Raw genomic sequence first — 20,555 nt, forward strand, 5'->3', positions numbered from 1 at the left:
TCGTACCGTCGCCGCGTACGACAGGACGACCCAGTACACGACAAGGGGGGCGCCCGTGGCCGCGCCGGACTCGGGGACCGACGGCATGCCGGAGACGGTGCGGACGGTCTGCTCGTACTGCGGTGTGGGCTGCGGCATGGTCCTGGGCATCGGCAGGGGACCGGACGGACGCCGTACGGTCCTGAAGGCGTCCGGCGACAAGGAGCACCCGGCGAACTTCGGCCGGCTGTGCACCAAGGGCGCCACCACCGCCGAGATGCTCTCCGCCCCGGGGCGGCTGACCACGGCCCTGATCCGGCCCGAGCGCGGCGACGAGCCGGTGCCCGCCCCGCTGGACGCGGCGGTCGCTCAGACGGCGGGGCGGCTGCGGGCGATCGTCGACGAGCACGGGCCCGACGCGGTCGCCCTGTACGTGTCGGGACAGATGAGCCTCGAGGCCCAGTACCTCGCCAACAAGCTCGCCAAGGGATTCATCCGCACCAACCAGATCGAGTCCAACTCCCGGCTGTGCATGGCCAGCGCCGGCACCGGCTACAAGCTGTCGCTCGGCGCGGACGGCCCGCCCGGCTCCTACCAGGACCTGGACCGCGCCGACGTGTTCCTGGTCATCGGCTCGAACATGGCCGACTGCCACCCCATCCTCTTCCTGCGCATGATGGACCGGGTGAAGTCGGCCGGCGCCAAGCTGATCGTCGTCGACCCGCGCCGCACCGCCACGGCCGCGAAGGCCGACCTGTTCCTCCAGATCAGGCCGGGCACCGACCTCGCGCTGCTCAACGGCCTGCTGCACCTGCTGCACGTCAACGGGCACACCGACCCCGACTTCATCGCCGCCCACACCGAGGGCTGGGAGGCGATGCCCGCCTTCCTCGCCGACCACCCGCCCGCCGCCGTCGCCGAGCTCACCGGCCTGGCCGAGGACGACATCCGCGAGGCGGCCCGGCTGATCGGCGAGGCGGGGGAGTGGACCAGCTGCTGGACCATGGGCCTCAACCAGTCCACCCACGGCACCTGGAACACCAACGCCCTGGTCAACCTCCACCTCGCCACCGGGAAGATCTGCCGCCCCGGCAGCGGCCCCTTCTCCCTCACCGGCCAGCCCAACGCCATGGGCGGCCGCGAGATGGGCTACATGGGCCCCGGCCTGCCCGGCCAGCGGTCCGTGCTCGCCGACGCCGACCGCGCCTTCACGGAGGAGCTGTGGGAGCTGCCCCCGGGCACCCTCCGCGCGGACGGCGTCGGCCGGGGCACCGTGGAGATGTTCCAGAAGATGGCCGACGGGGACATCAAGGCGTGCTGGATCATCTGCACCAACCCGGTCGCGTCCGTCGCCAACCGCCGTACGGTCATCGAGGGCCTGGAGGCCGCCGAGTTCGTCGTCACCCAGGACGTCTTCACCGACACGGAGACCAATGCGTACGCCGACGTGGTCCTGCCCGGCGCCCTGTGGACCGAGTCCGAGGGCGTCCTCGTCAACAGCGAACGCAACCTCACCCTCGCCCGGCCCGCCGCCGACCCGCCCGGCGAGGCCACCGCCGACTGGCGGATCATCGCCGCCGTCGCCCGCGCCATGGGCTACGAACAGGGCTTCTCCTACGACAGCGCCGAGCAGGTCTTCGAGGAGATCAAGCGCGCCCACAACCCGCTGACCGGCTACGACCTGCGCGGGGTGACGTACGAGCGGCTGCGCGACACCCCCGTCCAGTGGCCCGCGCCGACCGCCGACGGCCCCGACCGCAACCCGGTCCGCTACGTCGGTGAGGACGGCAGCCTCACCTTCCCCACCCCCTCCGGCCGCGCCGTCTTCCACGCCCGCCCGCATCTGCCGCCCGCCGAGATGCCGGACGACGACTATCCCTACGTGCTGGGCACGGGCCGGCTCCAGCACCAGTGGCACACCCTCACCAAGACGGCGAAGGTGGCCAAGCTGAACAAGCTCAACCCCGGCCCCTTCGTCGAGGTGCACCCCGAGGACGCCGCCGCCCTGGGCATAGCCGACGGCGACTCGCTGGAGGTCGCCTCCCGGCGCGGGCGCGCCGTGCTGCCCGCCGTCGTCACCGACCGGGTGCGGCCGGGCTGCTGCTTCGCGCCCTTCCACTGGAACGACCTGTTCGGCGAGTACCTCAGCGTCAACGCCGTCACGAACGACGCCGTGGACCCGCTGTCCTTCCAGCCCGAGTTCAAGGTGTGCGCGGTGTCGCTGGCCAAGGTGTCGGCGCCGGTGACCGTGCGGCCTGCGCGCGAGGAGACACCGGCGGTCGTGACGCCGCATCCCGTGTCCGCGAGCCTGCTCAATGCCGCCGCCTCGGTCTTCGGGCTCGACCCCGCCCCGCCGCCCGTGCTCACCGAGCGCGAACGGCAGTACCTGGTCGGCTTCCTCGCCGGCATCCCCGCCGGCGCCCCCGGTGTCCCGGTGCTGCCGCCGGACGCCCCGTTCAGCCCCGAGCACGCCCTGTGGGTCAACGGCACCCTCGCCGGGATGTACTCCAGGGCGGCCGGCGTCCCGCAGGCCGTGACCGCCGCCGGCCGCCAGGTCGTGATCCTGTGGGCCTCGCAGACCGGCAACGCCGAGGAGTTCGCGGCCGCCACCGCCCACCGGATCACCTCCGGCGGGCACGCAGCCTCCCTCCTCGCCATGGACGAGGCCGACCTCACCACCTTGCCGTCCGACGCCGACCTGCTGCTGATCACCAGCACCTTCGGCGACGGCGACGCCCCCGACAACGGGGCCGGCTTCTGGGACACCCTGGCCGCGCCCGACGCCGGCCGCCTGGAGGGCCGGCGCTACGCCGTACTGGCCTTCGGCGACTCCTCGTACGACGACTTCTGCGGGCACGGCCGCCGTCTGGACCGGCGCCTCGACGAACTGGGCGCGGTCCGCCTGGCCCCGCGCACCGACTGCGAACCCGACTACGAGAGCACCGCCGAGGCCTGGCTCGACGAGGTGCTCACCGCCCTCAAGGACGCCGCCCAGACGGCCCCGGCCCCCGCCCCGGCCCCCACGTCGGCCCCGTCCGCCGGCCGCGCCCGCAAGCCCGCCCCGGTCACCGCCCGCCTGACCGGCAACCGGCTGCTCAGCCTGCCCGGCGCGGGCAAGGAGGTCCGCCGCTTCACCTTCGACACCCGCGACAGCGAGGAGCCCCTCGTCTACGAGGCGGGCGACGCGCTGGGCGTACGGCCCCTGAACTCCCCGGAGCTGATGACGGAATGGCTGGCCGTCACCGGCCTGGACGCCCAGGCGGCGGTACGGGTGGACGGAGTGGGGGAACTGCCCCTCGGCGACGCCTTCCTGCGCCACCTGGACATCACCCGCCTCGGCCCCGATCTGCTGCGCTTCGTCGCCGACCGGGCCCGCGACCCGCGCGAGCTGCGCAAGCTGCTGCGCCCGGACAACAAGGGCGAGCTGGCGAAGTGGTCCTGGGGCCGGCAGGCGGTGGACGTCGTCACCGAGTACGGGGTCCGCGCGGACGCGCAGGCCTGGACCGACGTGCTGGGCCGTCTGCAACCCCGCCTGTACTCGATCTCCTCCAGCCCGCTGACCGACCCCCATCTGGTGTCCCTGACGGTGTCCGTCGTCCGCTACGAGAACCTGGACGGCCGCGCCCGGCAGGGCGTCTGCTCCCCGTTCCTCGCCGACGCCGACCCGGACACCCCGGTGCCCGTCCACGTCCAGCGCTCGCCGAACTTCCGCCCGCCGGCCGACCCCGCCACCCCGATGGTGATGGTCGGCCCGGGCACCGGCGTGGCCCCCTTCCTCGGCTTCCTCCAGGAGCGCCGGGCCCGTGGCCACAAGGCCCCCAACTGGCTGTTCTTCGGCGAACAGCACCGGGCCACCGACTTCTACTACGAGGAGGAGCTGACCGCCCTGCTCGCCGAGGGCACCCTCACCCGCCTGGACACCGCCTTCTCCCGCGACCAGCGCGCCAAGGTCTACGTCCAGGACCGGATGCGCGAACACGGCCCCCTGCTGTGGTCCTGGCTGAAGGACGGCGCCCACTTCTACGTCTGCGGCGACGCCTCCCGCATGGCCAAGGACGTCGACCGCGCCCTGAAGGACATCGCCGTGGTCCATGGCTCACTGACCGAGGACGACGCGGCGGCGTACGTCAAGCAGCTCACCGCCGACAAGCGCTACGTCCGCGACGTCTACTGATCCTCGCCGTGGACCCTGTCCCGCGCCAAGTGCCTCATCGTCAGGGCGAGTTGCAGCCGGAACCGGCCCTGCGGGGTGCGCACGGGCCAGCCCAGCAGGTGCTCGGCGTGGGCGAGCCGGTCCTGGAGCGTGGAGTGGTGCACGCCGGCCTCGGCGGCGGCCGCCCGCAGACTCGCCGTCGAGGCCACGGCGTGCAGCGTGCGCAGCATCCAGGGCGCGTCCGCCGCGGCGGCCTCCACGGCCCGCACATCGGGCGGCGGCTCGGCACCCGGCGCGACCAGCTCGGCGAGCAGCGCGACATCGCCCAGTTCCTCGGCCCACACCACACGCTGCCCAGGCTCCCGCGCGCTCGTGAACCGCAGCGCGGTACGGGCGGCGGCCCAGGAACGCGGGAGTTCCAGCACGGGCACGGCGGGGCCGACGCCCACCCGCCCGGCGGGCGGCACGACACCGGCCTCCCGGGGCACGATCCGGGGCGGCCCGTCGGCAGGTGCGACGACCCTGGCCCTCCCGTCCAGGCCGAGGCGCCGGGCCGCGTGCAGCCGTACCTGCTCGCTCGCACCGGCATCCAGGACCGCCTCCACCAGCGCCGGATCGTCGACCGGTGCGGTGGGGGCACGCCCCCGGGTACGGTCCAGCACCGCCCGCACGGCCGCCGCGGCCCGCTCCAGCACCACCGCGTCCACGACGCTCGGCTCGGCCGCCACCCGCTCCAGCCACAGCGCCGGCGGCCCGCCCGGCACCAGCGGCGCGCACGGCCAGCCCGGATCCGGCGCCCCCGCCACCTCCGCCCGCCGCCCGTCGGGCCCCACCCGCAACCCGACCCGCCGCTCCTCATCCACCAGCCGCGCGGCACACCCGGCCAGCACGGCGGCCCCCCGCACCAACGCCTCCAGCCCGGCCCGGCTCTCGGCCAGCCGGTCGAAGTAGGCGATGACCCGGACCGCGGCCCCGGCATCCGGATCCACCGCGGCCAGCCGCCCGGCCAGTTCTTTCATGCCTTCATGGTGCGGCATCCCGCCGCGGTCGGTCAGCCCCCGGCCAGCAGTCTGCGCAGCCACTGAAGCTGTGCCGTCCGGGCCGCCTGGGACAGGGCGGCCTGGGGGGCGAAGCCGTCGAAGCCGTGGAAGCCGCCGGGCCAGACGTGGAGTTCGGCGGTGCCGCCGCAACTCCAGATCCGGGAGGCGTAGGCGACCACCTCGTCGCGGAAGGTCTCCGCGGAGCCGACGTCGAGGAAGGCCGGCGGGAGGCCGGAGAGGTCGGTGGCGCGGGCGGGGGCGGCGTACGGCGACACGTCGGGGCCGCCCCGGCTCGCGCCGAGGAGGGCACCCCAGCCGGTCTCGTTGGCGGTGCGGTCCCATATGCCGAGGCCCGCCATCTGGTGGCTGGAGAAGGTGTCGTTGCGGTCGTCGAGCATCGGGCACAGCAGCATCTGCCCGAGGGGTCTCGGGCCCCGGCGGTCGCGGAGCAGCAGGGCGAGCGCCGCGGTGAGGCCGCCGCCCGCGCTGGCCCCGGCGAGCACGATCCGCTCGGGGTCGCCGCCGATCTCCTTGGCGTGCTCCGCCGTCCACAGCAGGCCCGCGAGGACGTCGTCGACCGGCGCCGGGTGAGGGTGTTCCGGGGCGAGCCGGTACTCGACGGAGACCACGACCGCGCCCAGTTCCCGCGCCCACTCCAGCGGGCCGTCCACACCGACCCGGTTGTTGCCGAGGATCATGCCGCCCCCGTGGACGTGATAGATCACCGGCAGCGGGCCGCTGCCCGCCGGGGCTACCGGGCGGCAGACGAGGAGGGAGACGTCGGGTGCGTCCGCGGGGCCCGGGACCGTGCGGTCCTCCACGTCGAACACCCCGCCCAGGGTGAGGTCGAGATCCGCCAGTAGTTCGATCCCCGGCCCCTGCCGGGCGGTGTCGATCTCCTCCGGGGTGAGCCCCGGCGAGATCGCGTCCCTGATCGTCTCCAGGGCGGCGGCGAGTTCCGGGTCGAACGGGGGCGGGGGCGGGGTCGAAGGCATGGCTTCTCCTCACACGGGGTGCTGCGGCTCGTACCGTCATCATCGGCGCACCGCCGCCCGCCAGGAGGCCGCCGTACGGCGGAACCTGCCCGCCGTACGGCGGGTGGCCCGGTGGTACGCGAAGGGGCCGCAGCCCATGAGGCTGCGGCCCCTTCAGGGTGCGGTGGCCCGGATCAGGCGGCCACGCCCACGTTGCCGTGCAGGCGCGCGACGACCTCGGTCAGCTGGGCGGCGACCTCGACGTCGTCGGCCGGGTGGGTCTCGGCGAAGCGGGTCAGGGAGCCCGGGATGGAGAGCTTGATGTCCTCGACGACCTTGCCGCCGGCGATGCCCACGGCCTTGCGGGCCTCGTCCTGGGCCCACACGCCGCCGTACTGGCCGAAGGCGGTGCCGACCACGGCGACGGGCTTTCCGCCGAAGGCGCCGGCGCCGTACGGGCGGGACAGCCAGTCGATGGCGTTCTTCAGGACGGCCGGGATGGTGCCGTTGTACTCGGGGGAGAAGAGCAGGAACGCGTCGGCGGCCTGGGCGGCCTCGCGCAGCTTGGCGGCGGCGGCCGGGACGCTGCCCGGGACGTCGATGTCCTCGTTGTAGAAGGGGATGTCGGCCAGGCCCTCGAACAGGTCGACCTCGGCACCCTCGGGAGCGAGCTTGACGGCCGCCTCGGCGAGCTGACGGTTGTGCGAACCGGCGCGGAGGCTGCCGACGAGCGCAAGGATGCGAACAGACATGGGGGTTCTCCAAGGGGCTGAAACATCGCTGTAACGATCCGGACCGGGGTCCGGTTAACTTTCTAGCACCCTAAACGGACCGCGGTCCAGTTTTGTTCCGGGTGCTTTACGCTGTCTTCATGTCCAGCGCCCTGCCGCCCTTCCCCAAGTCCGAGGAGCCCGTCGACACGCCCCAGCTGCTGGAGGTCGGCCCGGCCCCCGATGAGCCGTGCCTGCGCGCCGACGCCGCCCGAAACCGCGCGAAGCTCCTTCAGGCCGCGGCCCGGCTGATCGCGGAGCAGGGGGTGGCCGGGGTCACGATGGAGGCGGTGGCCGCGGCGGCCCAGGTGGGCAAGGGGACCGTCTTCCGCCGGTTCGGCGACCGCACCGGGCTGCTGATGGCGCTGCTCGACCACTCGGGCAGGCAGTTGCAGGCCGACTTCCTCGGCGGGCCGCCGCCGCTGGGCCCCGGAGCGCCGCCCCTGGAGCGGCTGCGGGCGTTCGGCGTGGCGGTGCTGTACCGCTCGGCCGAGCGGCTGGATCTGGAGCTGGCCGCCCAGTCGGAGCCGACCCGCCGGTTCGCCCACCCCGCGTTCCGGGCCCTGCGTACGCACGTCATGGTGCTGCTGCGGCAGATCCTGCCGGACGCCGACTGCGAGTTGCTCTCCCTGACACTGATGGCGTATCTCGACCCCGCCCTGATCAGCCATCTGACCCGGCAGTGCGGGATGCCGATGGAGCGGCTGGAGGCCGGCTGGACCGACCTCGTCGACCGCGTGACGGGTGCGGTGCGGCCCGCCTGAGGCCCGAGGGCCATGTGTTCGATGTTTCGTGCAACCGTGAACCACCTTCCCCCGCGCGCCCCCGGCCCCAGGCCTTCTGCCAAGATGCGGTACGTCATGGTGCAGATACCGAACTCGCCCCCGCCCGGATCACCCGCACCGCGCTCCGTTCCCACGAGCGCCGATGTGGCCCGCCTGGCAGGCGTCTCGCGCGCGACCGTCTCCTACGTCCTGAACAACACCAGTGCGGTACGGATCAGCGAGCCGACGCGCCGCCGTGTCCACCAGGCCGCGAAGGAACTCGGGTACGTGCCCCACGCGGCGGCCCGCAGTCTGCGCGCCGGACACAGCCGCATGGTGCTGATGCCCGCCCCGACCGTGCCCGTCGGCCCGCTCTACGGCCAGTTCATCAACGAACTCCAGTGGGCCCTCGGCCGGTTGGACTACACCGTCGTGCAGTACGGCACCGTCGGCCTGCACGGCGACGAGGCCGCCCGGGCCTGGGCCGAACTGCGGCCGGTCGCCGTCCTGGTGCCCGGCGCCGGACCCGGCCCCGCGGGTGTCGCCGTACTCAAGCGGGCCGGTGCCCGAGCCGTCGTCACCCTCGGCCCCGAACGGGTCGAGGGGGCGCACGCGTTACTGATGGACCATGCCGGCGTCGGCCAGTGTGCCGGCGCCCACCTCCACGCCCGCGGCCGGCGCCGCATCGGGGTCGTCGTCCCCGAGGAGCCCGGCCTCGAGGTCTTCTCCCGGCCCCGCCTGGAGGGCGTACGGCAGGCCCTGCGCGACACGGACGCCACGGTCACCGCGCTCCCGCTCGCCCACGACGAGCAGGCCGCCGCCCGACTGGCCGCGCGCTGGCGGGAGTTGGGCCTCGACGCGGTGTTCGCGTACAACGACGAGTACGCGATGCTGCTGATGCGCGCCCTTCAGGACGAGGGTGTCCGCATCCCCGAGGAGACGGCGGTGATCGGGTCCGACGACCTGATGCTCGGCCGGCTGCTGCGGCCCCGGCTCAGCACGATCCATATCGAGCTGCCCTCCGGCCGCGACCTCGCCGAACTCGTCGACCGCGCGGTGCGCGAACCCGGCGCCGCACCCGAGACGCACAAAGTCCTGGGCGCGTCGGTGGTGCAGCGGGACTCCAGCTGATCGCGGAGCTGATCGCGGACTAGGATGTTGCGCGCTCAACCAAATGCCCCCCGGCGATCGGAGAGCCGCCATGCCCTTGCTCGAACCCAAGACCTGGCAGTCCGCCAACTCCCCTGTTCTGCGGGGAATTCAGTACTCCGTCACCGAGCCCGCCACCGGCGACCCGCTCGGCACGGTCGTCCTCGCCGCCCCCGAGGACGTCGAGGCGGCCGCGCGGGCGGCCCGTACCGCGCAGCGGGACTGGGCCAACACCCCCCACTTCATCCGCGCCCAAGTGCTGCGCAGGGCCGGTGACTTGTTCACCGCGCACGCCGAAGAGCTGCGCGAGTGGATCGTCCGCGAATCCGGTTCCATCCCCGGCAAGGCGGACTTCGAACTGCACGTCGCCGCCCAGGAGTGCTACGAGGCCGCCGCCCTCGCCTCCCGCCCGGCCGGACAGGTCCTGCCCAGCGAGGCCCCCCGGCTGTCGTACACCCGCCGGGTCCCGGCCGGCGTCGTCGGTGTGATCTCCCCCTTCAACGCCCCGCTGATCCTCTCCATACGCTCCGTCGCCCCGGCCCTCGCCCTGGGCAACGCGGTGCTGCTGAAGCCGGATCCGCGCACCGCGGTCTGCGGCGGGCTCGCCCTCGCCGCCGTCTTCGCGGAAGCGGGGCTGCCGGAGGGCCTGCTGCACGTACTGCCCGGCGGGGCCGAGGTCGGCGCCGCCCTGGTCGAGGACCCGCGGGTGCCGGTCATCTCCTTCACCGGGTCCACCGCGGCGGGCCGCGCGGTCGGCGAGGCGGCCGGCCGCCATCTCAAGCGCGCGCACCTCGAACTCGGCGGGAACTCCGCACTGCTCGTGCTGGAGGACGCCGATCTCGACGCCGTGATCTCCACCGCCGCCTGGGGCTCGTTCTTCCACCAGGGGCAGATCTGCATGACGACCGGCCGCCACCTGGTGCACGCCTCCCTCTACGAGGAGTACGTCGAACGGCTCGCCGCCAAGGCCGACTCCCTGGCGGTCGGCGACCCGCACCGCGACCAGGTGCACCTCGGCCCGGTCATCGACGAGGGCCAGCTCTCCAAGATCCACGGCCTGGTCGGGGCGAGCACCGCGCGCGGCGCGAAGCTCGCCGCGGGCGGCACGCACGACCGGCTCTTCTACCGGCCGACGGTGCTCGCGGGCGTCGACGACGACACCCCCGCGTACGCCGAGGAGGTGTTCGGCCCCGTCGCGCCCGTGCGGTCGTTCCGTACCGCCGACGAGGCGGCCGCCCTCGCGGCGGACGGCCCGTACGGGCTCTCCCTGGGCATCGTCACCAGGGACGCGGCACGCGGCCTGGACCTGGCCGAGCGCATTCCCACCGGCATCGTCCACATCAACGACCAGACGGTGAACGACGAGGCGGTGGCCCCCTTCGGCGGGATCGCCGCGTCCGGCACCGGCGCCCGCTTCGGCGGCGAGGCCAACCTGGAGGCCTTCACCGAGGTGCGCTGGACGACGGTGCGCGGCGACGTTGCGGCCTACCCCTTCTAAAAGCCCGGGCGCGCCGGGGGCTACTCGCCCTCGGCGTCGCCCTGCTGGGCGGCGATGCTCTTGCGGACCTCGTCCATGTCCAGCTTCCGGGCCTGCCCGATGACGTCCGTGAGGGCGGACTCGGGCAGCGCGCCGGGCTGGGCGAACACGGCGACCTGGTCACGGACGATCATCAGGGTCGGGATCGACTGGATACCGAACGCCTGGGCCAGCTCCGGCTGGGCCTCGGTGTCCACCTTGCCGAACACCAGGTCCGGGTTCTCCTCGGCCGCCTGCTCGTACACGGGTGCGAACTGACGGCACGGCCCGCACCAGGAGGCCCAGAAGTCGATCAGGACGAACTCGTTCTCCGTGACCGTCTGGTCGAAGTTCTCCTTGGTGAGCTCCACGGTGCTGCTCATGTGTCTACCTCTTCCTGGGCATAGGGGCGGAAGCCGTGGGCGAAAACACGGCCCGCTGAGTACATATTCCGGCCGCCTACCCATGTGGCCACCCGGCACACCACCCACCAGACTGGGCCCATGACGGAAACGGAATCCATCGTTTACGACGTCGTCGTGCTCGGGGCCGGCCCGGTGGGGGAGAACGTCGCCGACCGCACCCGTGCGGCGGGTCTGACCACCGCGGTCGTCGAGAGCGAGCTGGTCGGCGGCGAATGCTCCTACTGGGCGTGCATGCCCAGCAAGGCGCTGCTGCGCCCGGTCATCGCCCGAGCCGACGCCCGCCGCCTGCCCGGCCTGAGCCAGGCCGTCCAGGGGCCCCTCGACGCGGCCGCGGTGCTCGCCCGGCGGGACGAGTACACCTCGCACTGGAAGGACGACGGCCAGGTCGGCTGGCTGGACGGCATCGGCGCCGACCTCCACCGGGGCCACGGCAGGCTCGCCGGGCCCCGTACGGTCACCGTGACCGGCCCCGACGGCCGCGTCACCACCCTCACCGCCCGGCAGGCCGTCGCCGTGTGCACCGGCACCCGTGCCGGGCTGCCGGACCTGCCCGGGCTCGCCGAGGTGCGGCCGTGGACCAGCCGGGAGGCAACCAGCGGAAAGTCCGCGCCGGGCCGGCTGATCGTGGTCGGCGGCGGTGTCGTCGCCACCGAGATGGCCACCGCCTGGCAGGCCCTCGGCTCGCGGGTCACCGTCCTGGTCCGGGGCAAGGGCCTGCTGCCCCGGATGGAGCCGTTCGCCGGTGAACTGGTCGCCGAGGCGCTCACGGAGGCCGGCGTCGACGTCCGCACCGGCACGTCCGTGGAGTCGGTGACCCGGGAGAACGGCACCGTCGTGGCCGTCACCGGGTCGGGCGACCGGATCGAGGCCGACGAGATCCTGTTCGCCACCGGGCGCGCTCCGCGCACCGACGACATCGGCCTCGACACCGTGGGCCTGGAGCCCGGCTCCTGGCTGGACGTCGACGACAGCCTGCGCGTCACCGGCACCGAGTGGCTGTACGCCGTCGGCGACGTCAACCACCGTGCCCTGCTCACCCATCAGGGCAAGTACCAGGCCCGTATCGCGGGCGCCGCCATCGCCGCCCGGGCCTCCGGCGGGAGCGTGCCGGACTCCGAGCCGTGGGGCGCCCATGCCGCCACCGCCGACCGCCACGCCGTGCCGCAGGTCGTCTTCACCGACCCCGAGGCCGCCGCGGTCGGCCTCTCCCTCGCCGAGGCGGAACAGGCCGGGTACCGGGTCCGTGCCGTCGATGTCGAGTTCTCGTCCGTCGCCGGGGCGGGGCTGTACGGCGACGGCTACCGGGGGCGTGCCCGTATGGTCGTCGACCTGGAGTCGGAGATCCTGCGCGGTGTCACGTTCGTCGGGCCCGGTGTCGGCGAGCTCATCCACTCGGCCACCATCGCCGTCGCCGGCCAGGTCCCCGTCAGCCGCCTGTGGCACGCCGTCCCGTCGTATCCGACCCTGAGCGAGGTCTGGCTGCGGCTGCTGGAGGCTTACCGGGGCTGAGCATGCCCAGAGGGCTGCGCCCCCTGGACCCCCCTTCGGCCTGAACGGCCTCGTCCTCAAACTCCCCCAGAGGGGGCACCCCCAGACGGGCTGACAAGAGCGCGCCTCGCCTTCCAGCCGACGGCGACGACAGAGGAGAGCCACGCCTCCCAGCCCACTCGCACGGGTGGTGGGTGGGCATAGGCCGGGGGTCTGGGGGCGGAGCCCCCAGCAGCCCGGACCGCCTAGGGCAGGTCGAACCCCAGCTTCCGCGCGGCCCGCTCGGGCGTCGGCTCGTTCCAGCGGGACGCCATCGCCTCGGGTGAGGACAGGGAGCGAAGCTCGGCCCGGTCGAGGTAGAGGGTGCCGTCGAGGTGGTCCGTCTCGTGCTGGACGATGCGGGCGGGCCAGCCGGTGAAGAGCTCGTCGACCGCATGCCCGTGCTCGTCCTCGCCCCGCAGCCGTACCTCGGCGTGCCGGACCACCACCGCCTGCCAGCCGGGCACGCTCAGACAGCCCTCGAAGAACGCCGCCCGGCCGTCGCCCACGGGCTCGTACGACGGATTGACCAGCACCCGGAACGGCTGCGGCACCCGCCCCCGGGCCAGCCGGATCTCCTCCGGCACCGGCGCGGGGTCCTCCATGACCGCGATCCGCAGTCCCACCCCGACCTGCGGCGCGGCGAGCCCCACGCCCGGGGCCGCGTGCATGGTGAGGCGCAGCGCCTGGACGAACCGGGCCAGCAGCGCGGGCTCCAACTGGCCCTCGAACGGCTCGGTTCCGTCCCGCAGCACCGGGTCACCGGCCGCCATGATCGGCAACGGACCGTCGGTGGCGAGGAGTTCCTCGACCCGCTCGGCAAGGGGCGTACGACCGGAGGGAGATGCCATCTCGCCAGGATCGCACGCCCTCCGCACCGTCCATGTGACGGACGCCACTTCACATGCCGGGAACTGGACCGTACGACGCCCCGACCACTGGACCACCAACCGTGCGAAACAAGCCCCCGGAGAACACCGCCGATGTCCACCGCTCCCTCGACCACCACGGACGAGGCTCCCCGACGCCCCGCCCCGGCCCCCTCCCCGAGCCGCTGGGCCCCGCTGCGTCCCCTGATCCTCCGTCTGCACTTCTACGCGGGCGTACTGGTCGCGCCGTTCCTGCTCGTCGCCGCCGTGACCGGCCTGCTGTACGCGGGCTCGTTCCAGGCCGAGAAACTCGTGTACGGCCATGAGCTGACCGTCCCGGCCGGCAAGAGCAAGCTGCCGATCTCCGAGCAGGTGGCCGCCGCCCGCAAGGCCCACCCCGAGGGCACCGTCTCCGCCGTACGCCCCTCGCCGGAGGCCGACGCGACGACCAGGGTGCTGCTGTCCGGCGTCGAGGGCGTCGGCGCCGACCGCACCCTCGCCGTCTTCGTCGACCCGTACACCGCCAAGGTGCGCGGCGCGCTCGAACAGTACGGATCCACCGGCGCGCTGCCCCTGCGCACCTGGATCGACGAACTCCACCGCGATCTGCACCTCGGTGACACCGGCCGCCTCTACAGCGAGTTCGCCGCCAGCTGGCTGTGGGTGATCTCCGGCGGCGGTCTGGCGCTGTGGTTCTCCCGGCGCCGCGCCCTGCGCAAGGTGCGCGGCACCAGTGGACGGCGCCGCACCCTCGGTCTGCACGGCACCGTCGGCGTGTGGGCCGCGGCCGGCTTCTTCTTCCTCTCGGCGACCGGCCTGACCTGGTCCACGTACGCCGGAGCCAATGTCGACGAACTGCGTACCTCCCTCGGCCAGGCCACCCCCTCGGTCTCGGCCGCGGCGAGCGGCGAGCACGCGGGCCACGGTTCGGCCGCCGCCTCCGGAGGAGACGCCGGGCACGGCGTCGGTCTCGACAAGGTGCTCGCCGCGGCGCGGGCGAAGGGCCTCACCGACCCGGTCGAGATCGTCCCGCCCGCCGACGCGAACTCGGCGTACGTCGTCAAGCAGGTCCAGCGCAGCTGGCCCGAGAAGCAGGACGCGGTGGCCGTCGACCCGGCCACCGGCCAGGTCACCGACGTCGTGCGGTTCGACGACCACCCCGTGCTCGCCAAGCTGACCCGCTGGGGCATCGACCTGCACACCGGCATCCTGTTCGGGATCGTCAACCAGATCGCGCTGGCCCTGCTCGCGCTCGCCCTGGTCCTGCTGATCCTGTGGGGCTACCGCATGTGGTGGCAGCGCGGCCGCGGCTCCGCCTTCGGCCGCCCGGTCCCGCGCGGCGCCTGGGCGCAGGTGCCCCCGTACATCCTGGTCCCGGCGATGGCGGCGATCGCCGTCCTCGGATACTTCGTCCCCCTGCTCGGCATCCCGCTGGCCGCCTTCCTGGCCGTGGACATCGTCCTCGGCGAGATCGCCCACCGCCGTGGGCACAGGACGTACGGGAGCGCGGCCGACGTGAAGTAGCGTGGTCCGACACGCCGACGCCGGAGGGCCAGGTCCTCGGCGCGCTGCGCGAGGCGGAGGGGCCGGTCACCGCGTCCTGGGTGCGGCTGCGGCTCGGCGGCGACCTCGCCCACACCACTGTCGTGACCATCCTGACCCGGCTGCTCGCCAAGGACGTCGTCTCCCGCGAACGGCAGGGCCGCTCCTTCGTATGGATGCCGACCGCCGACGTGGCCCGCCTCGCGGCCCTCCGCATGCGCCGCCTCCTCGACGGCGAACGGGACCGCGAGGCCGTCCTCGCCGGCTTCGTCACCGCCCTGCCGCCCGGCGACGAACAGGTCCTGCGCGCCCTGCTGGAGGCCGCGGAGACCGGGGAGGCGCACTGACGCCCCATGGGGGTCTTCGTCTTCCTGCCGCTGGTGCTTCCGCTGTCCGCGGGGCCGGTCGCCCGGCTCGCCGAGGGGCACCTGCACCCGCTCACGGCCACCCGGCGGCTGGTCCGACCCCGAGGTACGGGCCGCCGTCCCGCACGACGAGATCGCCGGGCGCGCCGCCATCCCCGCCCTGGCCCTGGTGGCCGCGGCCTGCGGACGCACCCTGGCCCGGCACCGCCGGGTGACCCGCCGGGCCCGGCGGGCGCCGGCCGGAGCCCTCGGCACCACGGTGGCCGTCCTGCCCGACACCGCACCGTACGCCTACGCGCTCCCGGGCACCCCGGGCCGGGTGGTCGTCACCAGCGGACTGCTCGACGGCCTCGCCCCGGCCGAACGGCGGGCCCTGTTCTACCGCGCAGGGTGGCGGCCCTGCTGGCCCTGGGGCGCCGCCGTGGGCACGCTGGTCTCCGCCATGTCCTCGGCGAACTCGGCGGTCACCCTGTTTCAGACGGTCTCGAAGTCGCCCGCGAGCGCCGAGGCGATCCGCAGATGCGACTCAGCCTCCGTGTGCCGCCCCTGCCGCTGGAGCGTGCGGCCCAGCATCAGCCGGGCGTAGTGCTCCACCGGGTCGCGCTCGACGATGAGGCGCAACTCGGCCTCGGCGCGCCGCAGTTGGGCCGAGTGGTAGTAGGAGCGCGCCAGCAGCAGCCGGGGGCCGGTCTGCTCCGGCACCTCCTCGACCAGCCCGGCCAGCACACGGGCCGCGCCCGCGTAGTCCTTGGCGTCGAAGAACAGCCGCGCCCGCTCCCAGCGCTCCGCCGCGGTCCCCTGGTCGTAGTACGTCGTGTCCACTCGAGACTCCACTGGTGACCTCCTTCGAGGCCCACAACGGAACCCGGTTGTTCAATATTCCACTACTTGGCCAGGGTGGCCGGGGCGGCCAGGGCGGCCAGCTCGGCGTCGGCCCGCTCGGTGATCAGGGTGAGCACACGGCCCGCGACGGCCCGGTCCTCCTCGGAGATGCCGGCGTAGATCCTGGCGGTGACGGGCCCGGTCGTGGCGGAGACCCTGGCGTACAACTCCCGTCCGGCGTCCGTGATACGGAGGCGGGACGGCTCCTCGGGGGTCAGGAACCCCAGAGTGATCAGCTCCTCGACCGTGCCGCGCACGTCGGACTCGTCCACCTTCAGGGCGCCGGTGACGCCGTCGACGAGGTGGGCCGGTTCGACCGGCCCGTCCGCGACGGCGGCGAGCCGCAGGGTGACGGACTGCTGGAAGCTGATGCCGTGGGAGGCCAGTACGCGCTCCAGGACCGCCCGGGAGGCGTAGTGGGCGAGGGCGATGACGCGGGGGCCGACAGCCGGTGCGGTGGTGGTCATGACTGCTCCGTCTCGTTGCCGTTCGAGGTGAAAGGATCAAGCGGTGCGTCGAGCAGGGTCGCCAGGTCGCGGGTGAAGTCACGGGCCCTCGGGCTGCCGGGTCCGCCGAGCGGCTCCAGCAGTTGCCGCAGCAGTCCCTGTACGACCTCGACGGCCCGCCCGGTGACCTCGTGGCCCTGCTCGGTGAGCGCGAGCTGCACCGCGCGCGGGTCGCGGGGGTCCCTGGCGCGTTCGATCAGCCCGGCGGACTCCAGGGAGCGCGCCAGCTTGGACACGTACAGCGGCTCCAGGCCGGTGTGGTCGGCGAGTTGGCGCTGACTGGGCCGCAGTCCCGAGCGCCGCATGCCGTACAGCGACGCCACGAGGGAGTACTGGGCGTGGGTGAGGCCCAGCGGGGCCACCGCCCGGTCGACCGCGACCCGCCACTTCATCGACAACCGCCACACCAGGAATCCGGGCGTGGCTCCTTCTGGACCGCTGCTCATGGCGGATACGGTACATGGCTACTATGTACATGGCTACTATTTCGGGGCCGTGACGGCGGGACCCGGTGGCAGATGGACCGTCATGATCAGGTGGCAGGTCCCGCTGCCCGCGCCGCGGTAGGTGTGCGGGGTGTCGCCGTCGAACGTGGCGGTCTGGCCCGCTTCGACGGAGTGCTCGGTGCCGTCGACCACGAGGGTCATCCGGCCGGAGACGACACTGACGGTCTCCACGACCCCGGCCTGGTGGGGATGGCTCGGGTACTCCTCGTCCGGTTCCAGCCGCCAGCGCCAGACCTCGACCGGCGCCGGGCCCGAGGTCGTCAGCATGAGCCTGGCCTCGCTGCCCCGCTCTCCGGTCCACAGGGGCGCGACGGCGTCGGCGGACACGACCCGGACGCGGCCGTCGGACGGTCCCTGCATCAGCGCGGACACGGAGATGCCCAGGGTGTCGGCCAGCCGGACGAGGGTCGCGAGGTTGGGGTTGCCCTGGGCCTTCTCCAGTGCCACCAGGGCCCCCTTGCTCACCTGGGCCCGCCGGCCGAGCTCGTCCAGGGACAGGCCCGCGCGGGTGCGGGCCGCCCGGACGTTGTACGCGACCGTCCGCAGGGCCGCGGCCGTCTCGGGCATGTGCACTCCATCCTGGCCGGCCGTGTCGGCCTTGCCGGTCCTTGCCGGTGGACCACTTCGATGCACCGCGCGGTCGTTCGGTTGACATCAGCCGGTCGTTGCGTTGTACGGTCTAGTCGTTCCACTGATGATAAGGGATGTGCCGTGATCGCTCTGCTGCTGGCCCTGGGCAGCTCACTCGCCTACGGATGCGCCGACTTCCTCGGCGGCCTCGGCGCCCGTAAGGCCCATGTGCTGCGTACCGTGATGGTCGCGGCCCCGGCCAGTCTCGCGGTCGAGCTGCTGCTGTGGCCGGTGCTCGGCGCTTCGTTCGGCGCGGGCGCCCTCGTCTGGGGCGCCGCGTCCGGGGTCGCCTCGGCCGCCGCGTTCGCCCTGCTCTACCGCACCCTGGCGATCGGCCCGATGAACGTGCTGTCGCCCGTGACCGCGCTGGTCTCCGCCGCGCTGCCCGTCTGCGTCGGACTGCTCCAGGGTGAACGGCTGACCGCTGCCGGACTGGTGGGGCTGCCGCTCGCGCTGGCCGCGGTGGTGCTGGTCAGCGCCGGACACGGCGCGGGCGCCGTCCGTCCGTCGCGTACGGCGCTGCTGCTGGCCTTCGGCGCGGGCGCCGCCATCGCCCTACAGCTGATCTGCCTGCACCAGGCACCGTCCGACAGCGGGGTGGCCCCGCTGATCACCGGCCGGGCCGTCGCCTCGGCGGTCACCCTGGCCGCGGCGGGGCTGCTGCACCGCAGGCTGGGCGCCGAGCGGCCCGCGTACGCGATGTCGGCGGCCGCGGGCGTACTGGACTCGCTGGCCAACCTGCTGTTCCTGCTCGCGGCTCGCAGCGGGGACCTGACCGTGGTCGCCGTGATCACCGCGCTCTACCCGGCCGGCACCGTCCTGCTCGCCCGCGGCGTGCTCGCCGAACGCATCCATCGAGGCCAGCTCGTCGGCCTGGGCACCGCCGCCGTGGCCGTCGGCCTCCTCGCCCTGACCTGAGCCCGACCCGAGCAGAGGCTCCCGCACAACAGGAACGGAAACCCCGCCCATGCCCGCCTTCCGCCTCGCCCCCGCCGTCGCAGCGGCCTTCCCCGACACCCTCATCGCCCTGGTCACCGCCACCGGCCTGCGCGGCCACGAGCCCTGGCCGCACACCGCCGCCGCCCTGGCGGAGCTGGAGCAACAGCTCGCCGACGGCACCTGGCACCCCGCCGGCGAGACCGACCCCCGCATCGAGACCTGGCACACCGCCTACCGCTCCTTCGGCACCAACCCCCGCCGCATCCGGCCCAGCGTCGACGCCCTCGGCCGCCGTCTGGCCAAGAAGGGCGCCCTGCCGCGCATCAACCCGGCCGTCGACTCCTACAACGCCGTCTCCGTCCGGCACGGCCTGCCCGCCGGCGCCTTCGACCTGGACCACGTCACCGGCGACGTCGACATCCGCCACGCGGACGGCACCGAGTCCTTCACCCCGCTCGGCGAACCCGGCACCGTGGAGAACCCCAGGCCCGGCGAGATCATCTACGCGGACACCACCGGCGTCCTGACCCGCCACTGGAACCACCGCGACGCCCACCGCACCCGCGTCACCGAGGACTCCACGCACGTCGCTTTCCTCCTCGAAACCCTCGACGCCACCCGCGACGGCGACCTCCTCGAGGTCGCGGCCGAGGAACTCCAGGCCCTCCTGGCCGCGCACGCCGGACAGACCACGGTGGCCTACCTCGGCCCGGCACTTGGGTCACCCCGGTCATGAAGCCGGGCGCAGTGAACCTCCGTCCCGCAGGGTGTAGGTGCGGCCGTCCAGGTCCTTGTTCGCGCTGAGCGCGGGGTCGTACGTGACGGTGTGACCGTTTCCGATGATGTTGGCGATGGTGTCGCCGGAGATTCCGCCGGGATCGGAGAGGGCGGTGACCGCGGAGTCGGCGGTGACGTTCCAGCCGCTGCCGGCGTCGAGGGTCAGTGCCGTGCCGGTCGCGCTGCCGGACAGGGTCGTTCCTCCGGTGAGGGCGACCGTGGCGTCGCCGCCGCCGGTGGCGAGTACGTCTCCCGTCAGTGCCTCGCCGACCGCGGTGAGGGTGGCCGTGCCGCCGTTCAGCACGGTGAGGAGGCGGCCGTCGGCGGTGATCGCCGCGCCGTCCTGGACGGTGAGGTTCGCGTGGGTGCCGTCGACGCGGAAGGCGTCGCCGCCGCCCGTGTCCAGCGAGCCGCCCCGGACCGTCACCGTGGCGGGGCCGCGCGGGGTGCCGCCGGCGCTGTTGAAGGCCCTGATGCCGCCTGCCGCGCCGGCGGCGGTCACCTGGTCGAGGGTGAGGGTGTTGGCGCCGTCCACGGTGGCCGCGTAGTCGTCCGCCGAGTCGATCGTGGTGCCGGAGGCGGTGAGCGTTCCGGTGGAGGCGAGGGCGGGCGACGAGGGGCCGGTGGCGGTGGCGGTGCCGCCGGTGAGGGTGAGCCGGGCGTCGGCCAGCGTGGCCGCCGCGGCGGCGGACTGCTCCCCGGTCGTGCTGAGGTCGACGTCCCGCAGGCTCATCGTGGCGCCGAGATTGGCGTCGGCGCCGTTGGAGTAGCTGCCGGAGGTGGTGACCCGGCCGCCCGTCACGGACAGGGCCGAGCCGTCGTTGGTGACGAAGACCCCGCTGGCGCCCGTCCCGTCCGTGACGACCTCGCTGTCGGTGAGGTTGATCGCGGCGCCGTACTCGGCGAGCACCGCGGCGTTCTGGCCGTAGATGCGGCTGTTGTCGAGATAGGTGGTGTCGCCGGACTTGGTGACCGTGGAGTCGTCCAGACCGAGGGTGCCGCCCGAGACCAGTACCGCGTTGACGTCGTCGGCGGTGGTGCCGTACTGCCGGCCCGTGAGGGAGACGGTGCCGCGGCTCTGGTTGTACGTGCCCAGTGCCTCGTCCCGGGCGACGGCCTGTGCGGGGCCCGGGAGCACACTCAGGGCGCCGGCGAGCGCCACCACGGCGGGGACGGTGGTGCGTAAGGGCCTGGGGAGGAGGTGAGTCACGGCATGAGCCTTTCTTGTCCTGCGTGTGGGGG

At 73.7% G+C, this 20,555-nt stretch carries 18 protein-coding genes and 2 pseudogenes; 10 read left to right on the forward strand and 10 right to left on the reverse strand.

Annotated elements, in window-relative coordinates; all coding sequences use genetic code 11:
* The first annotated feature begins 85 nt into the window (after window positions 1-85).
* Complete coding sequence (locus ACH45E_RS30390) at window positions 86-4,153, forward strand: bifunctional nitrate reductase/sulfite reductase flavoprotein subunit alpha (protein WP_361452670.1); 4,068 nt, start codon at window positions 86-88, stop codon at window positions 4,151-4,153.
* On the opposite strand, the gene ACH45E_RS30395 is transcribed toward ACH45E_RS30390, so the two are convergent.
* From ACH45E_RS30395 to ACH45E_RS30405, 3 genes are all read right to left on the reverse strand, one after another.
* Window positions 4,147-5,151, reverse strand: coding sequence for a helix-turn-helix domain-containing protein (locus ACH45E_RS30395; RefSeq protein WP_361452637.1), 1,005 nt, complete (start codon window positions 5,149-5,151; stop codon window positions 4,147-4,149). The genes ACH45E_RS30390 and ACH45E_RS30395 overlap by 7 nt on opposite strands.
* A 32-nt stretch (window positions 5,152-5,183) precedes the next feature.
* Complete coding sequence (locus tag ACH45E_RS30400; protein WP_361452640.1) at window positions 5,184-6,167, reverse strand: alpha/beta hydrolase; 984 nt, start codon at window positions 6,165-6,167, stop codon at window positions 5,184-5,186.
* 173 nt (window positions 6,168-6,340) lie between these two features.
* Window positions 6,341-6,898, reverse strand: coding sequence for an NAD(P)H-dependent oxidoreductase (locus ACH45E_RS30405; RefSeq protein WP_361452643.1), 558 nt, complete (start codon window positions 6,896-6,898; stop codon window positions 6,341-6,343).
* A gap of 101 nt (window positions 6,899-6,999) precedes the next feature.
* Here ACH45E_RS30405 and ACH45E_RS30410 point away from each other — a divergent pair, with 101 nt between their 5' ends.
* From ACH45E_RS30410 to ACH45E_RS30420, 3 genes are all read left to right on the forward strand, one after another.
* On the forward strand, window positions 7,000-7,680 hold the full coding sequence (locus tag ACH45E_RS30410; RefSeq protein WP_361452646.1) for a TetR/AcrR family transcriptional regulator: 681 nt from the start codon (window positions 7,000-7,002) through the stop codon (window positions 7,678-7,680).
* Window positions 7,681-7,764: 84 nt separating this feature from the next.
* Window positions 7,765-8,811, forward strand: coding sequence for a LacI family DNA-binding transcriptional regulator (locus ACH45E_RS30415; RefSeq protein ID WP_361452673.1), 1,047 nt, complete (start codon window positions 7,765-7,767; stop codon window positions 8,809-8,811).
* Between the two features lie 70 nt (window positions 8,812-8,881).
* The gene (locus ACH45E_RS30420; RefSeq protein ID WP_361452649.1) at window positions 8,882-10,327 is read left to right on the forward strand and encodes a benzaldehyde dehydrogenase; all 1,446 of its coding nucleotides are present in this window, start codon (window positions 8,882-8,884) and stop codon (window positions 10,325-10,327) included.
* A 20-nt stretch (window positions 10,328-10,347) separates the two neighbouring features.
* On the opposite strand, the gene trxA is transcribed toward ACH45E_RS30420, so the two are convergent.
* Window positions 10,348-10,728 (reverse strand): thioredoxin, encoded by a 381-nt coding sequence (gene trxA, locus ACH45E_RS30425; RefSeq protein WP_361452652.1) that lies wholly within the window; start codon window positions 10,726-10,728, stop codon window positions 10,348-10,350.
* A gap of 120 nt (window positions 10,729-10,848) precedes the next feature.
* Here trxA and ACH45E_RS30430 point away from each other — a divergent pair, with 120 nt between their 5' ends.
* Window positions 10,849-12,279 (forward strand): NAD(P)/FAD-dependent oxidoreductase, encoded by a 1,431-nt coding sequence (locus tag ACH45E_RS30430; protein WP_361452655.1) that lies wholly within the window; start codon window positions 10,849-10,851, stop codon window positions 12,277-12,279.
* Between the two features lie 224 nt (window positions 12,280-12,503).
* Here ACH45E_RS30430 and ACH45E_RS30435 read toward each other — a convergent pair whose 3' ends face one another.
* Window positions 12,504-13,148: a peptide deformylase gene (locus ACH45E_RS30435; RefSeq protein WP_361453693.1), complete on the reverse strand. Its 645-nt coding sequence runs from the start codon at window positions 13,146-13,148 to the stop codon at window positions 12,504-12,506.
* Window positions 13,149-13,280: 132 nt separating this feature from the next.
* Between ACH45E_RS30435 and ACH45E_RS30440 the strand changes: the two genes are divergently transcribed.
* The 3 genes and pseudogenes from ACH45E_RS30440 to ACH45E_RS30450 form a co-directional block, all read left to right on the forward strand.
* Window positions 13,281-14,690: a PepSY domain-containing protein gene (locus tag ACH45E_RS30440; protein ID WP_361453691.1), complete on the forward strand. Its 1,410-nt coding sequence runs from the start codon at window positions 13,281-13,283 to the stop codon at window positions 14,688-14,690.
* Between the two features lie 23 nt (window positions 14,691-14,713).
* A pseudogene (locus ACH45E_RS30445) lies at window positions 14,714-15,055 on the forward strand (BlaI/MecI/CopY family transcriptional regulator); the annotation flags it as partial.
* Window positions 15,056-15,061: 6 nt separating this feature from the next.
* Window positions 15,062-15,452: pseudogene (locus tag ACH45E_RS30450) on the forward strand (M48 family metalloprotease); the annotation flags it as partial.
* A gap of 95 nt (window positions 15,453-15,547) precedes the next feature.
* On the opposite strand, the gene ACH45E_RS30455 reads toward ACH45E_RS30450, so the two are convergent.
* The 4 genes from ACH45E_RS30455 to ACH45E_RS30470 all read right to left on the reverse strand — a co-directional run bounded on the left by ACH45E_RS30455 (window position 15,548) and on the right by ACH45E_RS30470 (window position 17,534).
* The gene (locus tag ACH45E_RS30455; RefSeq protein ID WP_361453726.1) at window positions 15,548-15,895 is read right to left on the reverse strand and encodes a tetratricopeptide repeat protein; all 348 of its coding nucleotides are present in this window, start codon (window positions 15,893-15,895) and stop codon (window positions 15,548-15,550) included.
* A 62-nt stretch (window positions 15,896-15,957) separates the two neighbouring features.
* Window positions 15,958-16,422, reverse strand: coding sequence for a MarR family transcriptional regulator (locus ACH45E_RS30460; RefSeq protein WP_361453688.1), 465 nt, complete (start codon window positions 16,420-16,422; stop codon window positions 15,958-15,960).
* Window positions 16,419-16,907 (reverse strand): MarR family transcriptional regulator, encoded by a 489-nt coding sequence (locus tag ACH45E_RS30465; RefSeq protein WP_361453685.1) that lies wholly within the window; start codon window positions 16,905-16,907, stop codon window positions 16,419-16,421. Before ACH45E_RS30465 ends, ACH45E_RS30460 begins: the two co-directional genes overlap by 4 nt.
* A 36-nt stretch (window positions 16,908-16,943) precedes the next feature.
* On the reverse strand, window positions 16,944-17,534 hold the full coding sequence (locus ACH45E_RS30470) for an XRE family transcriptional regulator (RefSeq protein WP_361453682.1): 591 nt from the start codon (window positions 17,532-17,534) through the stop codon (window positions 16,944-16,946).
* A gap of 144 nt (window positions 17,535-17,678) precedes the next feature.
* Between ACH45E_RS30470 and ACH45E_RS30475 the strand changes: the two genes are divergently transcribed.
* The gene (locus ACH45E_RS30475; protein WP_361453679.1) at window positions 17,679-18,515 is read left to right on the forward strand and encodes an EamA family transporter; all 837 of its coding nucleotides are present in this window, start codon (window positions 17,679-17,681) and stop codon (window positions 18,513-18,515) included.
* A gap of 49 nt (window positions 18,516-18,564) precedes the next feature.
* Entirely contained in the window at window positions 18,565-19,272 is a 708-nt protein-coding gene (locus ACH45E_RS30480) for a phenylalanine--tRNA ligase beta subunit-related protein (RefSeq protein ID WP_361453676.1), read from the forward strand.
* Here ACH45E_RS30480 and ACH45E_RS30485 read toward each other — a convergent pair.
* Window positions 19,267-20,523, reverse strand: a complete 1,257-nt coding sequence (locus ACH45E_RS30485) for a hypothetical protein (RefSeq protein ID WP_361453673.1) — start codon at window positions 20,521-20,523, stop codon at window positions 19,267-19,269. The two genes, ACH45E_RS30480 and ACH45E_RS30485, sit on opposite strands and share 6 nt — an antisense overlap.
* Between the last annotated feature and the right edge of the window lie 32 nt (window positions 20,524-20,555).

This window comes from Streptomyces sp. NPDC020299, from assembly GCF_044387825.1.
Taxonomy (GTDB): domain Bacteria; phylum Actinomycetota; class Actinomycetes; order Streptomycetales; family Streptomycetaceae; genus Streptomyces.